At 52.7% G+C, this 18,008-nt stretch carries 15 protein-coding genes; 7 read left to right on the plus strand and 8 right to left on the minus strand.

What is annotated here, in order from left to right; all coding sequences use genetic code 11:
• Positions 1 to 299 precede the first annotated feature (299 nt).
• Positions 300 to 1,913 carry a type IV secretory system conjugative DNA transfer family protein gene (locus tag V7651_RS18400; protein ID WP_335613986.1) on the plus strand — a complete coding sequence of 538 codons (1,614 nt, stop codon included), beginning with the start codon at positions 300 to 302 and terminating at the stop codon, positions 1,911 to 1,913.
• On the plus strand, positions 1,910 to 2,866 hold the full coding sequence (locus V7651_RS18405; protein WP_335613987.1) for a replication-relaxation family protein: 957 nt from the start codon (positions 1,910 to 1,912) through the stop codon (positions 2,864 to 2,866). Before V7651_RS18400 ends, V7651_RS18405 begins: the two co-directional genes overlap by 4 nt.
• Here the strand turns inward: V7651_RS18405 and V7651_RS18410 are convergent.
• The 3 genes from V7651_RS18410 to V7651_RS18420 all read right to left on the minus strand — a co-directional run bounded on the left by V7651_RS18410 (position 2,861) and on the right by V7651_RS18420 (position 4,428).
• The gene (locus tag V7651_RS18410; protein WP_335613988.1) at positions 2,861 to 3,352 is read right to left on the minus strand and encodes a hypothetical protein; all 492 of its coding nucleotides are present in this window, start codon (positions 3,350 to 3,352) and stop codon (positions 2,861 to 2,863) included. The two genes, V7651_RS18405 and V7651_RS18410, sit on opposite strands and share 6 nt — an antisense overlap.
• Positions 3,339 to 3,689 (minus strand): helix-turn-helix domain-containing protein, encoded by a 351-nt coding sequence (locus tag V7651_RS18415; protein ID WP_335613989.1) that lies wholly within the window; start codon positions 3,687 to 3,689, stop codon positions 3,339 to 3,341. The genes V7651_RS18410 and V7651_RS18415 overlap by 14 nt, the downstream gene beginning before the upstream one ends.
• A 397-nt stretch (positions 3,690 to 4,086) precedes the next feature.
• Positions 4,087 to 4,428 carry a DUF3768 domain-containing protein gene (locus V7651_RS18420; protein ID WP_335613990.1) on the minus strand — a complete coding sequence of 114 codons (342 nt, stop codon included), beginning with the start codon at positions 4,426 to 4,428 and terminating at the stop codon, positions 4,087 to 4,089.
• A gap of 205 nt (positions 4,429 to 4,633) precedes the next feature.
• On the opposite strand from V7651_RS18420, the gene V7651_RS18425 reads away from it, so the two are divergent.
• Positions 4,634 to 5,797 (plus strand): type IV secretory system conjugative DNA transfer family protein, encoded by a 1,164-nt coding sequence (locus tag V7651_RS18425; RefSeq protein WP_335613991.1) that lies wholly within the window; start codon positions 4,634 to 4,636, stop codon positions 5,795 to 5,797.
• 199 nt (positions 5,798 to 5,996) lie between these two features.
• Positions 5,997 to 7,484 (plus strand): recombinase family protein, encoded by a 1,488-nt coding sequence (locus V7651_RS18430; RefSeq protein WP_335613992.1) that lies wholly within the window; start codon positions 5,997 to 5,999, stop codon positions 7,482 to 7,484.
• A gap of 495 nt (positions 7,485 to 7,979) precedes the next feature.
• Here V7651_RS18430 and V7651_RS18435 read toward each other — a convergent pair whose 3' ends face one another.
• Both V7651_RS18435 and V7651_RS18440 read right to left on the minus strand, forming a co-directional pair.
• Complete coding sequence (locus tag V7651_RS18435; protein WP_335613993.1) at positions 7,980 to 9,089, minus strand: M23 family metallopeptidase; 1,110 nt, start codon at positions 9,087 to 9,089, stop codon at positions 7,980 to 7,982.
• Positions 9,086 to 10,051, minus strand: coding sequence for a hypothetical protein (locus tag V7651_RS18440; RefSeq protein WP_335613994.1), 966 nt, complete (start codon positions 10,049 to 10,051; stop codon positions 9,086 to 9,088). The genes V7651_RS18435 and V7651_RS18440 overlap by 4 nt, the downstream gene beginning before the upstream one ends.
• 349 nt (positions 10,052 to 10,400) lie before the next feature.
• Between V7651_RS18440 and V7651_RS18445 the strand changes: the two genes are divergently transcribed.
• Complete coding sequence (locus tag V7651_RS18445; protein ID WP_335613995.1) at positions 10,401 to 12,479, plus strand: ATP-dependent nuclease; 2,079 nt, start codon at positions 10,401 to 10,403, stop codon at positions 12,477 to 12,479.
• A 1-nt stretch (position 12,480) separates the two neighbouring features.
• Positions 12,481 to 14,319 (plus strand): UvrD-helicase domain-containing protein, encoded by a 1,839-nt coding sequence (locus V7651_RS18450; RefSeq protein ID WP_335613996.1) that lies wholly within the window; start codon positions 12,481 to 12,483, stop codon positions 14,317 to 14,319.
• A gap of 31 nt (positions 14,320 to 14,350) precedes the next feature.
• On the opposite strand, the gene V7651_RS18455 is transcribed toward V7651_RS18450, so the two are convergent.
• Positions 14,351 to 15,493, minus strand: a complete 1,143-nt coding sequence (locus tag V7651_RS18455; RefSeq protein ID WP_335613997.1) for a tyrosine-type recombinase/integrase — start codon at positions 15,491 to 15,493, stop codon at positions 14,351 to 14,353.
• Between the two features lie 271 nt (positions 15,494 to 15,764).
• Between V7651_RS18455 and V7651_RS18460 the strand changes: the two genes are divergently transcribed.
• Positions 15,765 to 16,955, plus strand: a complete 1,191-nt coding sequence (locus V7651_RS18460; protein WP_335613998.1) for a tyrosine-type recombinase/integrase — start codon at positions 15,765 to 15,767, stop codon at positions 16,953 to 16,955.
• A 30-nt stretch (positions 16,956 to 16,985) separates the two neighbouring features.
• Here the strand turns inward: V7651_RS18460 and V7651_RS18465 are convergent, their stop codons facing one another.
• Entirely contained in the window at positions 16,986 to 17,309 is a 324-nt protein-coding gene (locus V7651_RS18465) for a DUF736 domain-containing protein (RefSeq protein ID WP_335613999.1), read from the minus strand.
• A 304-nt stretch (positions 17,310 to 17,613) separates the two neighbouring features.
• Positions 17,614 to 18,008 (minus strand): antirestriction protein ArdA (locus V7651_RS18470; protein ID WP_335614000.1); only part of this gene is annotated, 395 nt, incomplete at its 5' end.

Here is an 18,008-nt window from a genome sequence, read left to right on the forward strand (position 1 = left end):
CTATCGCTGCATGACCCCAACCAAATTGCCTCCGGGGTTACCGGGGCGGTTCAGTTCCGGCAATCGACTGGGCACAGAAACGCTCAACCTCCGAATGGTGGGCCATCAGAGACGCATTGCTCGCTCATAAGGAGTTGCTGGCTGACTTTGACGTCACCACGGCTGCTATCGAGAACATCCTGATTGCGGCCCTGTCGCCGCTGATCGGTACATTGCCCGTATCGCAGCATCGATCATCGTCAGGGCGCGATCTCAGTGTTCCGGTTCAGCTGCTCCAGGGTGTCGAGACGGCAGCCCGTGTGGTCGAGCCGGTCCTCGTCGAAATGCTATCCCGTGAAAGCGCTGCACCATTTCTGTTTCCACGTCTGGCGAGCCAATTGCAGGCCAACGTGAATGCGATATCAGCCAAGAACCCACTCGATAGCAGTGAGCCGGTTCGCCAACTGATCCTGCCGGGCCGCTCGTCTCTGAAAGATCCCGTTGCGCTCGTGGACGCCTATCTCGGGCGCACGCCTCTGGCTGACCTTTTCAAGGTCGAAACGACAGTGACCATTCCGGAGGAGGCTCGCTTCGAGCACTGTCACATTGTCGGCGGTTCAGGACACGGCAAATCGCAGACCCTCCAGTACCTCATTGCCAATGATCTTGAAGCTGTTGCGGCGGGCGATCGATCCATCATCGTGCTGGATAGCCAGGGCGACTTGATCCGCAATATCGCCAACTTGTCAGAGTTCGGCCCCGGTGGATCTTTGCATGATCGCATTGTCATCATCGATCCAAGTGATGTGGAATGGCCGGTGTCACTCAACCTGTTCGATGTCGGCATTGAGCGCCTCGCCGGGTATGATCCGCTGGAACGCGAACGTCTGACGAATTCCATTCTGGAGCTCTATGACTTCGTGCTTGGTTCGCTCCTCTCAGCTGAGATGACGCAAAAGCAGAATGTCATCTTCCGTTATGTGACACGCCTCATGCTGCACATCCCGGACGCCACCATCCACACGCTGCGAGAATTGATGGAGCCGGGCAGCGAAAAGGTCTTTGCGCCGCACATCGCCAAACTCACCGGTACCGCCAAGCGCTTCTTTGAAACCGAGTTCACCAGTCGGGAATTCGATCAGACCAAAAAGCAGGTCATGCGGCGGCTGTGGGGAATTCTCGAAAACCAGACATTCGAGCGTATGTTCTCGCACCCGCGTTCGAAGCTCGATCTCTTCTCGGAAATCAATTCCGGCAAGGTCATTCTGATCAATACTGCGAAGGACTTGCTCAAAGAACAGGGTTCGGAAATTTTCGGGCGGTTCTTCATTGCATTGATCGCGCAAGCCGCGCAGGAGCGCGCGACCCTGCCTGAGAACAAGCGCTTGCCGACCTATGTGTATATCGACGAAGCCGCCGACTATTTTGATCGCAACATCGGCACCATCCTGGCTCAAGCGCGGAAATACAATGTCGGCATGGTGCTGGCGCACCAATACCTCGGGCAGCTCGACGCCCGCCTGCAAGATGCTTTTGCCGCCAACACGTCTATCAAGCTTGCTGGCGGCGTGTCCTCGAAGGACGCGCGCACGCTTGCTCCGATGCTTCACTGCGATCCTACGGTCATTGAGATGCAGCCAAAGGGCAGTTTTGCTGGATACATTCGGGGTGTAACGCCAGAAGCGGCTTCACTTCGCTTTCCATTCGGCTATCTCGAAGCCAAAGACCGAATGACGACGCTCGAACGAGCTGAGCTGCAAGATCGCATGCGCGAACGCTATGCGGTGCATCATAGCTCCCTTGAGGCTGGGCTGCCGGAAGAGGAGGAGTCAGAGAACGCCACGTCTGCAGATTCGGAGTCGAAACCAAAACCAAAGCACACGTCCAAGCCCAAACCGGATGATGTCGATACTACGCCGGGCGAGAGCTGGTGAACGACGAATCCGCATCACGTGATGCGATGGGGCGGAGGTCGCGGTTACAACCCGCCTCAACCGGCAAACGTGTGTCGCTGACGGAACGTGATTGGATGTGGCTGAAGCGCCTGGCTGAACATGGTCCGCTCAGCTCATCCTTCCTGTTGGCCTTTGCAGGCGATCTGCGCGTCAGCGAGAAACGGGCGCGTGAACGCCTCACCGATCTCTTCAACGAAGACAACACGCCCCATGGCGGTGCGTATCTCACGAGACCGCCACAGCAATTCCACACGCTCGATAGCCGCTACAATCAGCTCGTCTATGACCTCGCCCCTGCTGGAAAGCGGGCGCTCCATGAAGCGGGTGTTGCTCCATCTCGAAACGCCGGACCATGGCTGCATCGCTACATGGTAAGTTCCATCACGGCGTCGATTGAGCTGGCAATCAAAGGGCGGGATGATCTCTCCTTCATTCCACAATCCGCAATTCTTAGCCGCGCTGAGACCGATCTTGAAACCATAGTGACAATTCCTGCCGTCACGCGGTCGATCAAACTTATTCCCGATGCTTTGTTTGGAATCGAACATCGGACCTCGAAGGGAAGTCGATTCCGTTTTTTCGTCGTTGAAGCAGACCGGGCCACAGAGCCTCTCACATCCGCGAACTTCAACCGCAAAAGTGCGCTGCGCAGTCTTCATGCATATCATGCCTACATTGGTGCGGGACGGTATCAGGAGCATTTGAAGCTCACTGCGCCACTCCTCGTGCTGAATGTATCAAGCGATCCGGCTCGCATACAAAAAACCGTGGCCCTTTACGAGCGCACGGTTTCTGATGGAATCAGCTATCAATTGTTCCAGTCCTGGGCTGCGTTTGCACCGCCGTTTAGACCACCCGAACCGAATACCGACTTGTTGCAAGGGGAGTGGCGACGCGCCGGGAAGGGTCCTTTCCGGATCGACCGGCTATGACGCACCGTCGAGATTGGCGGCAATGGTCAGGGTTGGATCCGTCAGGATTGCATGAGCCATTGCCAATGCGTCGAATATCAGCAGGTTGCGCGGCGCCGGATCGTACCAAGTATGCGAGCGCGGCAGACGCGGCTTCACGTCCGGATATATGTCGGCGAGCGCAACGGCATACGCGAACCGGTTTTTGCCGCTACGATTGATCGGAACTGATACATCATAGGCATAATTGTGTGAGGCGATGGCGGCCAAGGTTGCCGTCAGTCGTCGCGCTTTCTTGCCTTTCTTTGAGTCAGTGCTGATCTTCTCGGTGACGATCATTGTGGGCTCATAGTCGTTGATCCATTGCTGCAGCGTCTCGGCAGCATGAACGGGGGACTCCCACGCCTTGCGGGATACACCCCACTCGACCAGTTGTCCTTCGATTAGGAAGACATATCCGACACCACGGGTGGCGGCAGCCACCGCCAGCACCCTACGCGCCTCCATGTTGAGGGCGTTTAGCCTTCAGGGTTCGTTTCAGTCGGTGGATCGTGCGGACGCGATTAAAAGTGGCGGCGTTGAGCCGGCGGTTTTTCGGTACCGAGATGACGCGCGCCTTGAGGGCCGCGCGCGCTTGCTTCATCTTTTCAGCGAAAAGCGCATCGAAGTTGCGATCAAGAATGATCGCCAGACAGCAAAGTTCTTCGAGACTGGGCATTTGATGCCCGCGCTCAAAATCTGAAATGCGTGATTGTTGGATACCGAGCAAATGGGCACAATCGCCCTGGGTGAGTCCGGCCTTACGCCTTGAAAGACGCAGATCGAACGCAAATTGGGTGGTCATATGGTTTTGGTTATTGGCTAACGTGGTGAGTGTATAGCGGTCCCATGTTCGTCACTAGACGTCCCGGTATCGTTGAGCGCGATACGACGGTGCGCGTCGAAGAAAAAACCACCAACGCAGCGGAAATGCCATTGAGCGGAAAGGTGAAACCTTTCCGTCTGTGACATACCCCTCCTTGGTGGTCCTTCAGATACAGCGAAAGCGTTAGAGTTTTTCTTAGATCAAGAATATCGGATCGGTCGTGCGGGATGCAAGACGACCCGCTATGCTGGCTGCGCATACGAGCTGACTTGAACCCATAATTGTACCGTGCGGAGAAGAATCCGGTATTGACCGAGAACGATTGCTGTACCGGAATAAGGAACCGCCCTCCATCGTGAGATGAAGGGCGGTCTGATCAATATTCGTCGGCTAACATGATGGTCAGCGCCCGGTGCGTGACATCCGGATCAGCTGGGTCAGGTGACCCCTGCTCCAGAGATCGATCATAGTAATCGATTTTCCAGAACACTCTCTGATCATCGATGACGACGGCGCCGAAATCATGTTCTTCCCACGGGTCATTGTCCGCAGAAAAGTGATCAAAGGCGCGGATCGCTGATAGCAACCGGCACACGCCGGCTTCGCCAAGCGACTGGATGCCCACAGTCAGAAGTATTGAACCGTGGCCGATTCCATTGCGTCGGAATTGATCGTTGAGCATGCGCACCTGCGCCGCATCGGTTGATTTTGTCGACATTGCTTTCTCCTTTCGACGGGCGAGTCCGATGGGGCTCAGACACACCCGACGAAGACGAGAAAGCGGCGAAAGAACTTGTCTGCCGTCCAGTGTATGAAAGGAGGGGTATTCCGCCAGACGTCCCGGTATCGAGGAGAGCGATAAATCGGTTGAGACAGTATCGGGCCGTCTGGGATGGAAGCGCGAAAAACTGAACAATGGCGGGATGACTTTCGACTCGAATGATTTCACCCCCATCGGCATTGCCGACCGGCGGTATAACACGCTCGATTTTGGAATCCGTCAGGCCGACCGGCTCTTGCATATGTATATCATCGGCCAAACCGGCACGGGCAAATCGACGCTCCTCGCAAATCTGGCGCTGGCCGACGCCCGTGCAGGTCGAGGTTTCTGTCTGATAGAGCCGCATGGAGATCTGGCTTCAGACCTGTCACAACGTCTCGGATTTGATCATCTATACTGGGATGTTGCCGACGCTGCATCACCTTATGGATATAATCCGCTGTCTCATGTCTCGGCGGCGTTACGGCCTATTGTGACCTCAGGTCTGATCGATACGCTGAAGCGTCAATGGAGCGATGCCTGGGGCGCTCGAATGGAGCACTTGCTGCGCTACGCGATCCTCGCTTTGCTTACACAGCCTGGGACTGATCTGCGTGACATCACCCGGCTCTTTTATGACAAGGCGTTTCGTTCACAAATTGTCGCCCGGATTGACGACCCGCAAGTGTTGGAATTCTGGACGAGGGAATTCCCGAATATGAACTATAAAACCGCCGTCGATGGCGTCGCGCCGATTGCCAACAAGCTTGGAGCGTTTCTGGCGCATCCGGTGATTCGTACTGCGCTCTGTGAGCCTGTAGAACCCATTCGCTTCCGCCGACTCATGGATAATCAAGGCAGCCTGATCGTGAATTTAGGGAAGGGTCGCCTCGGCGCAGACACCTCAAATGTCGTTGGTGGTTTGTTGTTGTCCAGCATCATGCACGCGGCCTTCTCCCGCTATGACTTGCCAGAGACGCAGCGAGCGCCGTTCTTTCTGTACGTCGATGAATTCCACTCGTTCTCAACATCCGCCTTGGCGGGCATGCTGTCCGAAGTGCGCAAGTATGGTCTCGGTCTTATCCTGGCGCATCAGCATATCCAGCAAACTGATGCTGACGTGTTTGAGGCGATCATGGGAAACGTTGGCACGATGATCGTCATGCGTATTGGTGCGATGGATGCCCCGATGTTCAGTCGCCAACTGGATGATATCCTGCCGCGCGATCTTATGAATCTGCCCAACCACCGCGCCTATGTGAAGCTGATGGTGCAAGGTCTGAAGTCAAAGACGTTCTCGGCAGTGCTGCACCCGCCCATTATCTGAACGGACGATATAGGGCCGTCTGGTCGCCATTTTCTCCCCGCGTATCATGAGCAAATATGGAAGATGACATGCTCGAACAATACTTTGAAATCTGCCAGCGCGTGTATGAGCAGATGGAGCGCGAGGGTACTTGGCCGTGGGAATCCGATTCGCCAAATTCTGAGGATTTGGTAGAGTCCGAGGATAGTTCCGAATATTTATGAAAACGTGTTTTGGCTACGTTCGGGTATCGACCGCCAAGCAGGGCGAAGGTGTGTCGCTTGAAGCGCAACAAGAAGCGATCAGTGCCTTTGCGAGTCACCACGACATCATAATCACGAAGTGGTTCGAGGAGAGGGAAACCGCTGCAAAAAAGGGTCGCCCGATCTTCAATCGCATGGTCGCAGACCTGCGAGGCAGAAAGGCTGATGGCGTGATCATTCACAAGATCGACCGGTCCGCGCGAAACTTTGCCGACTGGGCCAAGATTGGTGATCTGGCGGACGCCGGGATTGATATTCACTTTGCGACCGAAAGTCTCGACTTCCGGTCGCGAGGCGGACGCCTGACGGCTGATATCCAGGCCGTCATCGCAGCAGACTATATCCGCAATCTGCGTGAAGAGACGATCAAGGGTATGAATGGTCGCCTCAAGCAAGGCTTGTACCCGTTCAAAGCGCCTATTGGGTATCTCGACAATGGTGGTGGAAAGCCGAAGACGATAGATCCGCTAACTGCTCCTATGGTGCGCGAGGTCTTCAAGCGCTATGCGAGCGGAAACTACTCACTGCATTCTTTGACCGCCGCAATGCGCGACACGAAGTTTCGAAAAGCGTGCGGTCGACCGCTGACGAAATCAAATGTCGCCAAAATGCTGATCAACCCATTCTATGTCGGCCTCATTCGTATTCAACGCTCTGGGAAAACATACGAAGGCATTCATGAGCCGATAGTTTCACCCTCCCTGTTTGATCAGGCTGAAGCCGTTCGTACCGGGCGCGATAATAAGAAAACCACCAAACACAATCTGCTCTTTAGAGGGTTGTTCCGGTGCGGCCATTGTCGCGGGACGATGATCGGCGAGCGACAAAAGGGAAACGTCTACTATCGTTGCCATAAGAAGGGGTGCGCAACAAAATCTGTCCGAGAAGACGTCATGCACGAACAGATCGACATCTTTCTCAGCAGGTTCACTTTGACCGAAGCGCAAGTGCAGAAATTGCGCGTACGATTCACGAATATCTTGTGCAGTAGCGACGGTGCTGAGCGTCAGAAGGCGGCGGCATTTGAACTTGCCAGGATTGACGAAAGGCTATCGCGCCTTGCTGACAAGCTTATCGACGGCGTTATCGACGACGCGCTGTATGAGACGAAGAAAGGGGCGATCCTGATGGATCGCCAACGCTGCCAAGAAGTGGTCGCAGAAGTGGCTAATCTGGACGCCAAAATCGCCAAGCTCGATAGATTCCTCGAACTCGCAAAAAGCCTTTATTTGCAATACCGATCTGCCTCTGACGATCAAAAACGCGAATTGCTGAATTTCGCATCCTCGAACCGCCAGGTCTTCGCAAAAGAACTAGTATTACAGCCGTCGGATTGGTTGACTTGCCTTCAAGATGGCTTGTCTGACTCACTTGGTGACCCAGACAGTGACAGTTCTCGAACTTTTGATTCACTCAGTGAGCTGGTCAATAAATCAGGAGAGTAAAAATTCTCCCGGATGTTAGTCGGGAGAATTCTTGAGCACGAAACACGTGCTATTTTTTTGGATATCTGTCACCTAAGCTCTTTGTTGCTGAGTGTAGACTAGCGGCTCGTCTGTCTGCTGTGCGGACACTTCGCTCCAAAAGTGACTGACTATCGTAGTCATCAGGATTGTCGGCACTAGGCAAAGTCCCTTTGCCCTTATTCGAACGCGCTGTGCACAAAGCTAGAGCAGCTCGCTTTTCATCGAGTGAAAGTTTCTTCATAAAGATCTCCATCATTGCTATGTGAAGTATAGCAAATTTGTTTGAAACCTTCATATTCTGTCGACTGAGGATATATCGCATTTCCGATACCAGGCCGTCTGGCGCGCTATTTAAGTTTATGCTGTGAGGACTCTCTGACCAGCTCTCGAACGTCTTAGCCGATTAAACGCACACTGATTAATGGAGAATTTCTGTGCGTAATAGCGTTCAGCGGACGACGATCCCTACTCCAATCAGTTTGGCAAGAGTGTTCCCAATTTCTCTACTGCAGCGGCATCGAGTCTGCTTACTCCACCTGCGATGATCTCGCTAACATAGGCATTATCAGTTCGCGCATTTTGACAATCGAATATAGGATTGGCAGCGGCCGCTGCCGCTCTAGCGTACTCGATGTTTGAACGGTCGATAGTCACTGCCGATCCTGTCGCCCCGTTTACAGATGGGATACTGGTTAGAGCACCGAGAATGCCAGTGGAACAATTTGTCCCTGTAAATCCAAAGACGATACTCATGTAGCTTATTCGGCCAACACCGTAAGCACTCACAACGAATCCGCTTTCGGATCTGCCCAGAGTACTCACATCACTTAGGGAGAACTGTGCCGCATTACCGAGATCAAGACCAAGGATTGTTATGCTGTCCCCTGGGACGCCCGGATTTCCCTCGACGAAGGTCACATATGGATAGGGTGGTTTCGCTGCCTGAGATTTCAGTCTGTTAGCGATGAACTCTAGGGGGTCTGCATAAATAAAGTCAAATTCATTACTACTCTCAACTTCGCCCCCTATTTTACAATCCTTCTTGCTGGTCAGATATCCGCATCCAATGACCGGTTTCGTCTTAATTTCGAAATGCAGATGCGAACCTACGCCATGGTTGCTCTCGCAAGGCGATGATCCCGACTCCGACCTGGAATCACCTGAGCAATCGACCTCTCCAATTTTTTCTCCAAGTGAGACATGGTCACCTACGCTCTTCGAAGTTAGAGAACCGTGCTTCATGTGGCCGTACACCGAGGAAAATCCACCGGCATGCTCAATGATTAGTCTGTTCCCAAATCCGTTGCATGCCCTAGGATCGCTTTTATTAGAACTGGACGTTTCGCATTTGTCGCGAATGTAGCCATCCGCAACGGAGACTACCTTGCCGCCTTCCAGTCCATTCGAAAGATCAACACCGGTGTGCCCACTCCTTCGAAATGCTCCTGTCAGCTGGTACCCATTGGAAGAAGTAGTTCCTGGAATTGGTCGGGCAAATGGGTCTCCAACAGGATAAACGTACTCCTGCGCCAATGCGGAAGGCAGAAAGAATATCAAAGCGAGTGCCACAAATTTCTGAATCACTGGCTTTCCCCCACATTTTCGATGACCAAACTATCCAAGAATTCGTCATAAGAATCTGCCGACTGCCAACCAAAGCCCACGCTTATTATTTGATAACCATCATCAATAAGGGCGATAACCGTCGGGTTTGATGGCAAACCATCTGATCTGTCATCCAAAATTAGGGAAGCCCTCCCATCAACCATCATGAAGGTAGTGCTGTCGTATGAGCCGTACCAACCATCACTATTTTGGAACTCAATGATCGATTGATTTGCTGGGTTGGGTATGATCGACAGCACGATATCCGGTGCAGTTGCCAGGCTACCGCCCTGTATGCGCTCCCAAGATTCAGGACTGTACACAGCATCACTAAATGTGCCGTCTGCTAGGTCAAACGGTGACCGCTTCCAATTTTCAGGCAGCTCATATGACACTCTTACATCGCCAAGTGTGACCGTAGGTTCTAAGATGGAGATGGAGATCGCCAGAAGGCTATTTTTATCACTCTTCTTGGAGGCACGGTCGTCTCTGTCGTCTTCTTTCCGTCGTTTATAATGATTGGATTCCCAGCGATCATAATCTTCGTTCCAGTGATCTTCCGTATCACGCGGCTTTGCTTTTTTGGCAGACTGCACCTCAAGGAAGCCTTCCAATACATCACCGGGCATGGCTTCATTACCTGATATCGTCAGCGTAACATCCTGCGTCTGATGTTTCCTCAGATTCAGAACAGTTGGCTCTATCACGATATAGTCTGCCAATTCCGGTGAAACGGAGAGTTGGCCATTGTCGATTTCTTTCGAGCTCGACACAGTAACGACTAACGTTGTTTCTCGCCCAGGCTCAACTTCAATAGATACATTATGAGGCAACCACTCAAGCTGTGGTTTCGCGAGTGCGCCGGGGACGAACATTACCCCCAGCAGAACCATAAGTAATGTCGCCACGACCAGTTTGGTTCGAATATGGATGCCCAGCATGTTGTTTTCCCACCCCATTATTCCTTAACAATAACAGAACAATCCCAAGTGGAAAGGGAAAAGTGGTGACAAATTGAGCGCTATGGAATCCTGCTAGGCAGAGAGTGTTGAGTACTGATGTCTAGACGTCCTCATATCGCTATTCCGATTTGTGACCCAGACAGTACCAGTTCTCGAACTTTTGAAGCCTCTTCAGAGTGCTTCAAAACTTTGATTGGTCCAGAACTCGGCGATATCTCACAATAATTGGAAGTCTATAGCTCTACCTTGCGTTGTCGTATTTGGTAGAGTGCAGTATTATCATGCTAGTCGTTTCAATTGGCATTTTCAGAATAGAAACAACACCATCATGAAAGTAAACGAAATATCAATCCGCAATTTCCGCAGACTCGAAGACGTCTCAATTCAATTTGAAGAAGAGGACACGGTCTTCGTTGGACCAAACAACAGCGGTAAAACCTCGGCAACAGCTGTGTTTCGATGCTTTGTCGCGGGTAAAGATTTCCGCGTGCACGATTTGTCAGTCGCGCGAATGGCCGACCTCGACAAGTTCGGAATGGACGGAGACGAAGGAAGTTTACCCGCAATTGAGTTGGATATTTGGTTTTCAATCGACCCAAGCGGCATAGAATTTGGTCGTGCTTTTAGCTTGTTGCCGCGCCTCTCAGATGAGTTCGATCGTCTAGGAATCCGCATGCGCTATTCTGCTGTGGATTCCACAAAAATGAGGGCTGAATATACCGCCGCATATCCTCTGTCGCCAGAAGGTGTGCGAGGAAAACGCCTGTCGCAGTATTTAGCGATGGACCGCAATCTCAAGCGGCATTTTGATGTTTCATTCTTAGCATTGGAGGACAGCGACGGTGAGCTGGTTGCGACGCCTCTAGATAAAAAGGAGGGCACAAGCATACTGCAAAGCCTGTTGAAGGTTGATTTTGTGGACGCGCAGAGGAATATTGATGATGACGAAGGCCATCGAAGCAATCGTCTTTCCGCTGCCTTCGCAACATTCTATCGTAAAAACCTAGAGCAAGCTGATGTTGCTTCGGCCGCACACGAGGTCATCGACGAAAACAATCGTAAGCTTACTGAGCACTACGCATCTCAATTTGAGGGAATTATGAAAGTGATCAGGGGGCTAGGTGTTCCCTCCATCAATGACCGCGAATTGAAAATTGTATCGTCGCTGAGTCCCGAAGCAGCATTACAGGGAAATACTGAATTGCTTTATGTCGATGCTCATCGCAATCATGAGCTTCCCGAACTCTATAATGGGCTGGGCTTCAAAAATCTGATCTATATGGCCATCCAGGCTAGGCATTTTCATTCACAATGGATTCGCACCGCGAAGAACCGTCCATTGTGCCAAATTATTTTCATTGAAGAACCAGAGGTGCATCTTCATGCACAAGTTCAACAGACATTTATCGCAAATATTTGGCAGGTGATTGCGGCTTCTGCGAAAGAGGCTGGGGATGAGTCTCTGGCACCTCAGTTGGTCGTTACAACTCATTCATCGCATATCCTAGATACCGTGGATTTTTCCAAGGTGCGCTATTTCCGTCGGTGCGCTCTTGGTGACGAAAATCCAGATGAACCCAAAATACTAAACGCTTCACAAGTGCATAGTCTGCGTAATTTCAAGCCGGACCCGATGGAAGTTGGTGATGAGCATGTCACTTCTGAACAGGCCTTGGAGTTCCTGAAGCGATACCTAAAGCTGACGCATTGTGATCTTTTTTTTGCTGATGCAGCAATTCTAGTTGAAGGATCAGTCGAGAAACTTCTACTGCCAAGCATGATCGACAAGACCTCGCCTCGTCTTCGCACTGTATATCTAACAACTTTGGAGGTGGGGGGTGCGTATGCGCATAGATTTGCGGGATTACTCGCCTTCCTAAAAATTCCATATCTCATTGTCACCGATTTGGATTCAGTAGAGGCGGCCGGGCGACACCCTGCATGCAGAGCGGACCAACCAGGAGCGCTCACCTCAAATGCTTCATTGAAAGAACTTCTTAGTGTCCAGACCGTGGCTGACCTTTTAGCTCTAACATCTGAGCAAAAGAGTAGTGCCGACAACAATCTCTATGTGACATTTCAGACCGACGTCACCGTGAACGAAAGAGACGCGACACTGGATATGCGCCCTAGGACGATTGAAGAATCATTCGCCTATCAAAATTTTCATATGGTTCGAAATGGAGAGATCAGTTTGGGTATTGATATTCCACCCATGCTCGATGCTTCGTATCAGGTGATCTATGATCGTATCAGGTCGAGCGGCTTCAAAAAGACCGATTTCGCAATGAGTGTTTTGGCCGGGCCAGATAATTGGCTTGTCCCGAATTACATCTCAGAAGGCCTTATTTGGCTTGAAAATAGACTTTTGGGACCTGCCCCAGATATACAATCCGTACACGAATAATATGGCCGAACTAATTTCAACAGAAGCAGACGTAGCCGTTCGAGAATGCTTATCAACGGGCCAAAGCTTTGCCCTGATAGCAGGAGCGGGATCTGGCAAAACCACTTCGCTGATTGCGGCTTTGGACGATATTCGAACCAATCACGCAGCCTCCTTGCGGCAAAATGGACAACGAATTGCGTGTATTACATATACCAATCGTGCGGTAGACGTTATCAGAACTCGATTAGGTTTTGACGAACTTTATCTTGTTTCAACTCTGCACAGCTTTCTTTGGAACGAGATCGGGCGCTTTAGTAAAGATATTCGAGAAGCGCTGGTTAGCCATCGCCTACCCGCGTTGATAGCTAAAGCACGCGAAAAGGATACTGGACGTGATACCAAAGAGGCTCGCAAAGCTCGGACGCAAGTCATTCGCTTTGAAGAGCAATTGGAAGGGCTGTCTAGTGTTTCAAGATTCGACTACGCCGATTCCAGTTTCAGTGATTATCTAAATGGCCAGCTAAGTCATGACGATATCATTGAAGTCGCGGGCTTCTTAATGTCAGAAAAGCCCACTTTCAGACGGCTGCTCGGACTTCGTTTTCCATATATTTTTGTCGATGAGGCTCAAGACACATTCGAGTGCATCGTTGCTGGTTTGAATCTCACCTCCGGGCATGAGGGATTGCCGCTCGTGGGCTACTTTGGCGATCCTTGGCAACAGATTTTTGAGAACCGGGCTGGAGCATTTCAACCACCTCCTGGCGGTCGAACAATAACAAAAACAGAAAACTTCCGTTGTTCAAGAAAGGTGATCGCCTTGTTGAACGCCTTTCGGCAAGATGTCGAACAACATCCTGCTGGTCCTAACAAGGATGTTGAAGGAAGCGTTGAAGTTTTATTGGTGCAATCCGAGGAACCCGAAGAGCCGAGGCGGCGTTATTCAGAAGCTCAGGTCCAGCGGGCCCTAGGACAAATGGACGATGCAATTCAAGCATGGGGCTGGCAAAATCGGGACGATGTCATTAGATTGTTTTTAGTTCGCCAAATGATTGCTCGCAGACTTGGTTTCTCGGAACTCAATCGTCTTTTTACCGGAACTTTTGCCTCATCTCGCGCGCAAGATGATTATGAAACTGGTGAGCACTTTCTGCTCAAGCCATTCATCTCGACAATTTTCCCTCTCATACAAGCTGTTCAGAACGAGGATAATCGAAGAGCTATTGATGTCTTGCGAAGACAGAGTCCGAGCTTTGACATTCATGGGGCTAACAGTGAGCGCAAACTCAGTGATATGATAGATTTGTCAAAAGAGTTGTTGGCAGAGCTACTCCGTCTCTGGGAGACAGGGACTACGCGGGATGTGCTCATTTATTGTCGTGATCAGCAACTGGTAATCATGCCCGATCGTTTGCTTGAGCATCTCGCACGGAATCCCAGGACAGAGGATTATGATGAGGAGATAAATGGAGAAGAAAAGAGCGACTGGCTATGTGATCAATTTTTTCTCATGACCACTAGGGACTTATCCGCATACTGTAATTTCATTTTGGAAAACTCTGCCTATAGCACGCAACACGGCGTGAAAGGTGAAGAGTATCGCAATGTGCTTGTGGTTTTTGACGACGTCGAAGCGGCTTGGAATCAATACAGCTTCACAAAGCTCCTTACTCCTCAAACTGCTGGTGAACCGACTGAGGGCCAGCGTGAGAGGGGACGAAAACTTGCTTACGTGTGTTTTTCCCGGGCTGAAGAAAACCTTCGAATTCTACTTTTTACGCCAAATCCGGATGCCGCGCGTCAGGAACTTATCGAAAGCAGGCTCGTGGAAGCCGAACAAATCAGGCTTGCAACATGAGATACTTCAGAAAAAATTACGGTGGCCACCGTTAGTGAGAGATAAGAAAATCACACCACTCAGACAGTAAAGTTGTTCGCTTGGCCAATAGATCAGATCGTTGATAGGCGCGTTCTACTTGATTTCCGATTGAGTGCCCGAGGGTCGCTTCCTTGGTCTCCCAGTCGGCATCGGTCTCATTCTCGGCCCAGGTTCGGAACGTAGCGCGCAGTCCGTGGGGACGGGCTGAAAATCCTTCTCGCTTCATGAATGCGGCCATGGCCGCATCGGACAATGGACCGCCGGTAGGGGATGGAAAGATCAGTCGGTCGGGATGATCATTTTGTGCTAATTCCAGAACTGCCAACGCTTCATCGGTCAGCGGCACTCGATGCTCACGACCGGTCTTTGTTCGTTTCGGCGCGAGATACCAAACATCATTGTCGATCTCGTCAAACGTTGCAAAGCGCACTTCACTTGTTCTGGCGACGGTAAGCATGAGGAAGCGAAGAGCTAGCGCTGTCACAAACTCTTTCTCGCAAAGCATACGATAGAAGGCTGGCGCGTCTTTGTAAGGAAGAGAGGGAATATGCTTCACCTCATGCCTCCGCTTCCCGAGAAGGGCCCGCATTTTCATGACCGCCTGCAGGTCAACATCGAGACCAAGAGCAGCAGCGTGTTTCAGAGTGAGATTCACCCGGTTCATAGCCTTGCGAGCGGCGTCCGGCTTCTCATGCCAGATGGGCTCGAAAACTGAACACAGGACATGCTGATCCACGTCCTCAATCGGTGTGAGTCCTATTTTCGGAATCACATGCACAGTGAGCGGTGACATCCACCGCCCGGCGTGCCCGTCATTCTTCAACTCAGCCTGCCGAGCCTTGAAACAACCTTCAATCGCCTCGGCCACCGTGAGGCGTTTAGGCTTGAACTTTTCCTTGGCTCGCTCGGCGATTGGATCGACACCATCCCGAAGTTGCCGCCGAGCCGTTGCCGCGCGTTCCCTAGCTTCGGCTATTGAGACATCGGGCCAGCGGCCCAATCCCATCTCGCGCCGCTTACCTGAAACGACGAGACGTACCATCCACTTTCCAGCTTCCGGCGTTGACTTCACGAGCCACAGCCCCTCACCATCGGCATACTTGCCGGGGCCGAATTTCTTGGCTTCCATAAAAGTGAGGGCGTGGCGCTTCATACAGTCCACCTTTAAGGCCACCTTTGACCATGCGCAACTATGTTCAATGGTGGTATATCTGGTGGTACCGGCTAGACAGAAAGTCTCGTATTAACCGTGTACTAGGTTGATCTATGAGCAGTTATGTTTCGGCGGTGTGATGCCTCTTCTGGGCACCAGTGGATTGATTTCATTAAATAAAAATCATTTTTCAATACCCCCAGCAGTTGCTCCTTCCGGGTGACGTTTGGTAAGGTCCGGCACCGTCCAAACCGACCCGATCTATTTGCCTATGCCGCTCACCGTTTCCGAAATCGAAGGCTTCGAGCCGCGAGAACGGTCCTACAAGCGCTCGGACGGCCATGCCCTCTACATCTTCATCAGACCCAACGGGTCGAAACTCTGGCGCATGTCCTACCGTTTCGAGGGCAAGCAGAAGACTCTTTCGTTCGGATCCTACCCGATCGTCACCATCGAAGAAGCCCGCGACCTCCGCACCAAGGCCAAGCGCCTTCTCAGGCAGGACATTGACCCCGGCGCCGTTCAGAAGGCACGAAAGGCGCGCAGACGCGGCCGCGCGCCTGACACATTCGACGTAATCGCTGACGAGTTTCTGGAGAAGAGGAGGCTTGATGGCCTTGCCGAAACGACGCTTTCAAAAAAGGCTTGGCTGCTGGATTTCGCCAGGGAAGAGATGGGCGTCATGCCCATCGCCGAAATCAAGCCGCGCGATGTTCTGGCTGTGCTGAGAATGATCGAAGCGAAGGGTAATTACGAGAGCGCCAAGCGCCTGCGCACCGCGATCGGTGAAGTCTTCCGCTACGCTGTTGCCACACTACGCGCAGAGACGGATCCGACCCCTGTCCTGCGCGGCGCGCTGATATCCCCGAAAGTACGGCACATGCCGGCCATTGTGGACGCGCCGAGGTTCGCGCGCCTGGTCAGGGCCATCTGGAACTATGAAGGTCGCGGGAATGCAGCCTGCGCCCTGAAGCTCATGGCCCTTCTCTTCCCTCGCCCCGGTGAACTCAGAAAGGCGACCTGGTCGGAAATAGACTTCAATACCTCGACCTGGACCATTCCGGCAGAGCGCATGAAGATGCGGCGCGAGCACAAGAAGCCGCTGCCGCCTGCAGCTCTGCATATCCTGCTCGACTTGAGGGGCATGAGCGCCCCAACCGACTTCGTATTTCCCGCCACGACCAGCCCGGACCGCCCCATGAGCGAGAACACGATGAACCTTGCCCTGCAGCGGCTCGGGTTTCCCGGAGACGAGATGACGCCGCACGGCTTTCGCGCCAGCTCCTCGACCTTTCTCAATGAAAGCGGTCTCTGGAATCCCGACGCCATCGAGGCTGAGCTCGCGCATGTGGATACAAAGAGCGCCAGGTCCATCTACAACCGCGCGAAGTACTGGAGCGAGCGCGTCGAGATGATGAACTGGTGGAGCGAGTACGTCGTCCGAAACACGAACGCGAGGTGACGGCTCCTTTCGGAGCCGTCACCAGTGCAATCAGTCCTTCGGATTCCAGAGGAGCACGTAGCGCCCCTTCTTGCCCTTCACAGGCGCCAGGTTCGCATAGACCTTGCGCGGCCCGATATTCGGATCGGCGAGCGTCAGCGATACATAGTCCCTGCCGCTGGACTTTGCCTTGACGATCCAGCCGCCGCCGATCTCGGTCTGGATCTCGCCTGCGAAGATGCGATAGTCGGGCTGAGTATCGACTGTCTTGTCCGCGTTCTTCTCGATCCGGATGGGCGCGGTGAGGTTCATCATCGCGAGGGCGCCTTCGAAGCCGGTTCTGGTTTCGCTGACGTAGCCGAGTGCGTTTGCCATGGGATGTTTTCCTTTTCGTTTGCGTGGCTGCCGAGCGGGACCCGGTTGTCCCTGTCGACGCCTGACCAGAAGGACGGCGCGGAGCGGCCCTGAACCCGAAAGGGGCAGAGCGAAGCGGCGCACCGGCAAGACACCGCGAATTTGGATCGCGATGAATGCGCGGAACGCGCAGAGGAAATTCGTGGGGGCTGCCGGTTTCAGGGCCGCGCCGCGTCGTCCAGGTCACAAGGCAAGAGACAGGGCCAGGAAGGGCCAACAGCCTGCTCGGCGAAAGGGAACACAAGGCAACCCATAGCAACTGTGGTCACCGGTTCCAGAACACGTGCACTTTGTCGAAACCAAGCGTAATGGTGAACACGTCGCCATTTAGCTCGAGATCGCGGCCCATGGCTTCCCAGTCGATATAGTATTGCAGCGCTTCCGGAATCTCCGGACCGGTCTCGCCGGTTATCTCCTCGGCGAAGTCTGCAAGGGAGCGATATTCGCCCGCATGATTGTCCAATGCTGCCCGTGCCTCGTCCAGGCTATCCCCAAAGTGGCCATAAAGTCTGGCGCCAAGGCGTCCGTGCTGCTCCACGAAATCTGCAAGCTCGCACACGGTGTCGAAACTCGCCCATTCCGAAATCCTGCAGCCCTCGAACCCCTCGTAATGTCGGGTAACAGGCCGGTGTTGCCACCGGCCCGTCCCCTCAGAACCGT

This window comes from Hyphomonas oceanitis (genome assembly GCF_036964545.1).
Lineage (GTDB): Bacteria > Pseudomonadota > Alphaproteobacteria > Caulobacterales > Hyphomonadaceae > Hyphomonas > Hyphomonas oceanitis.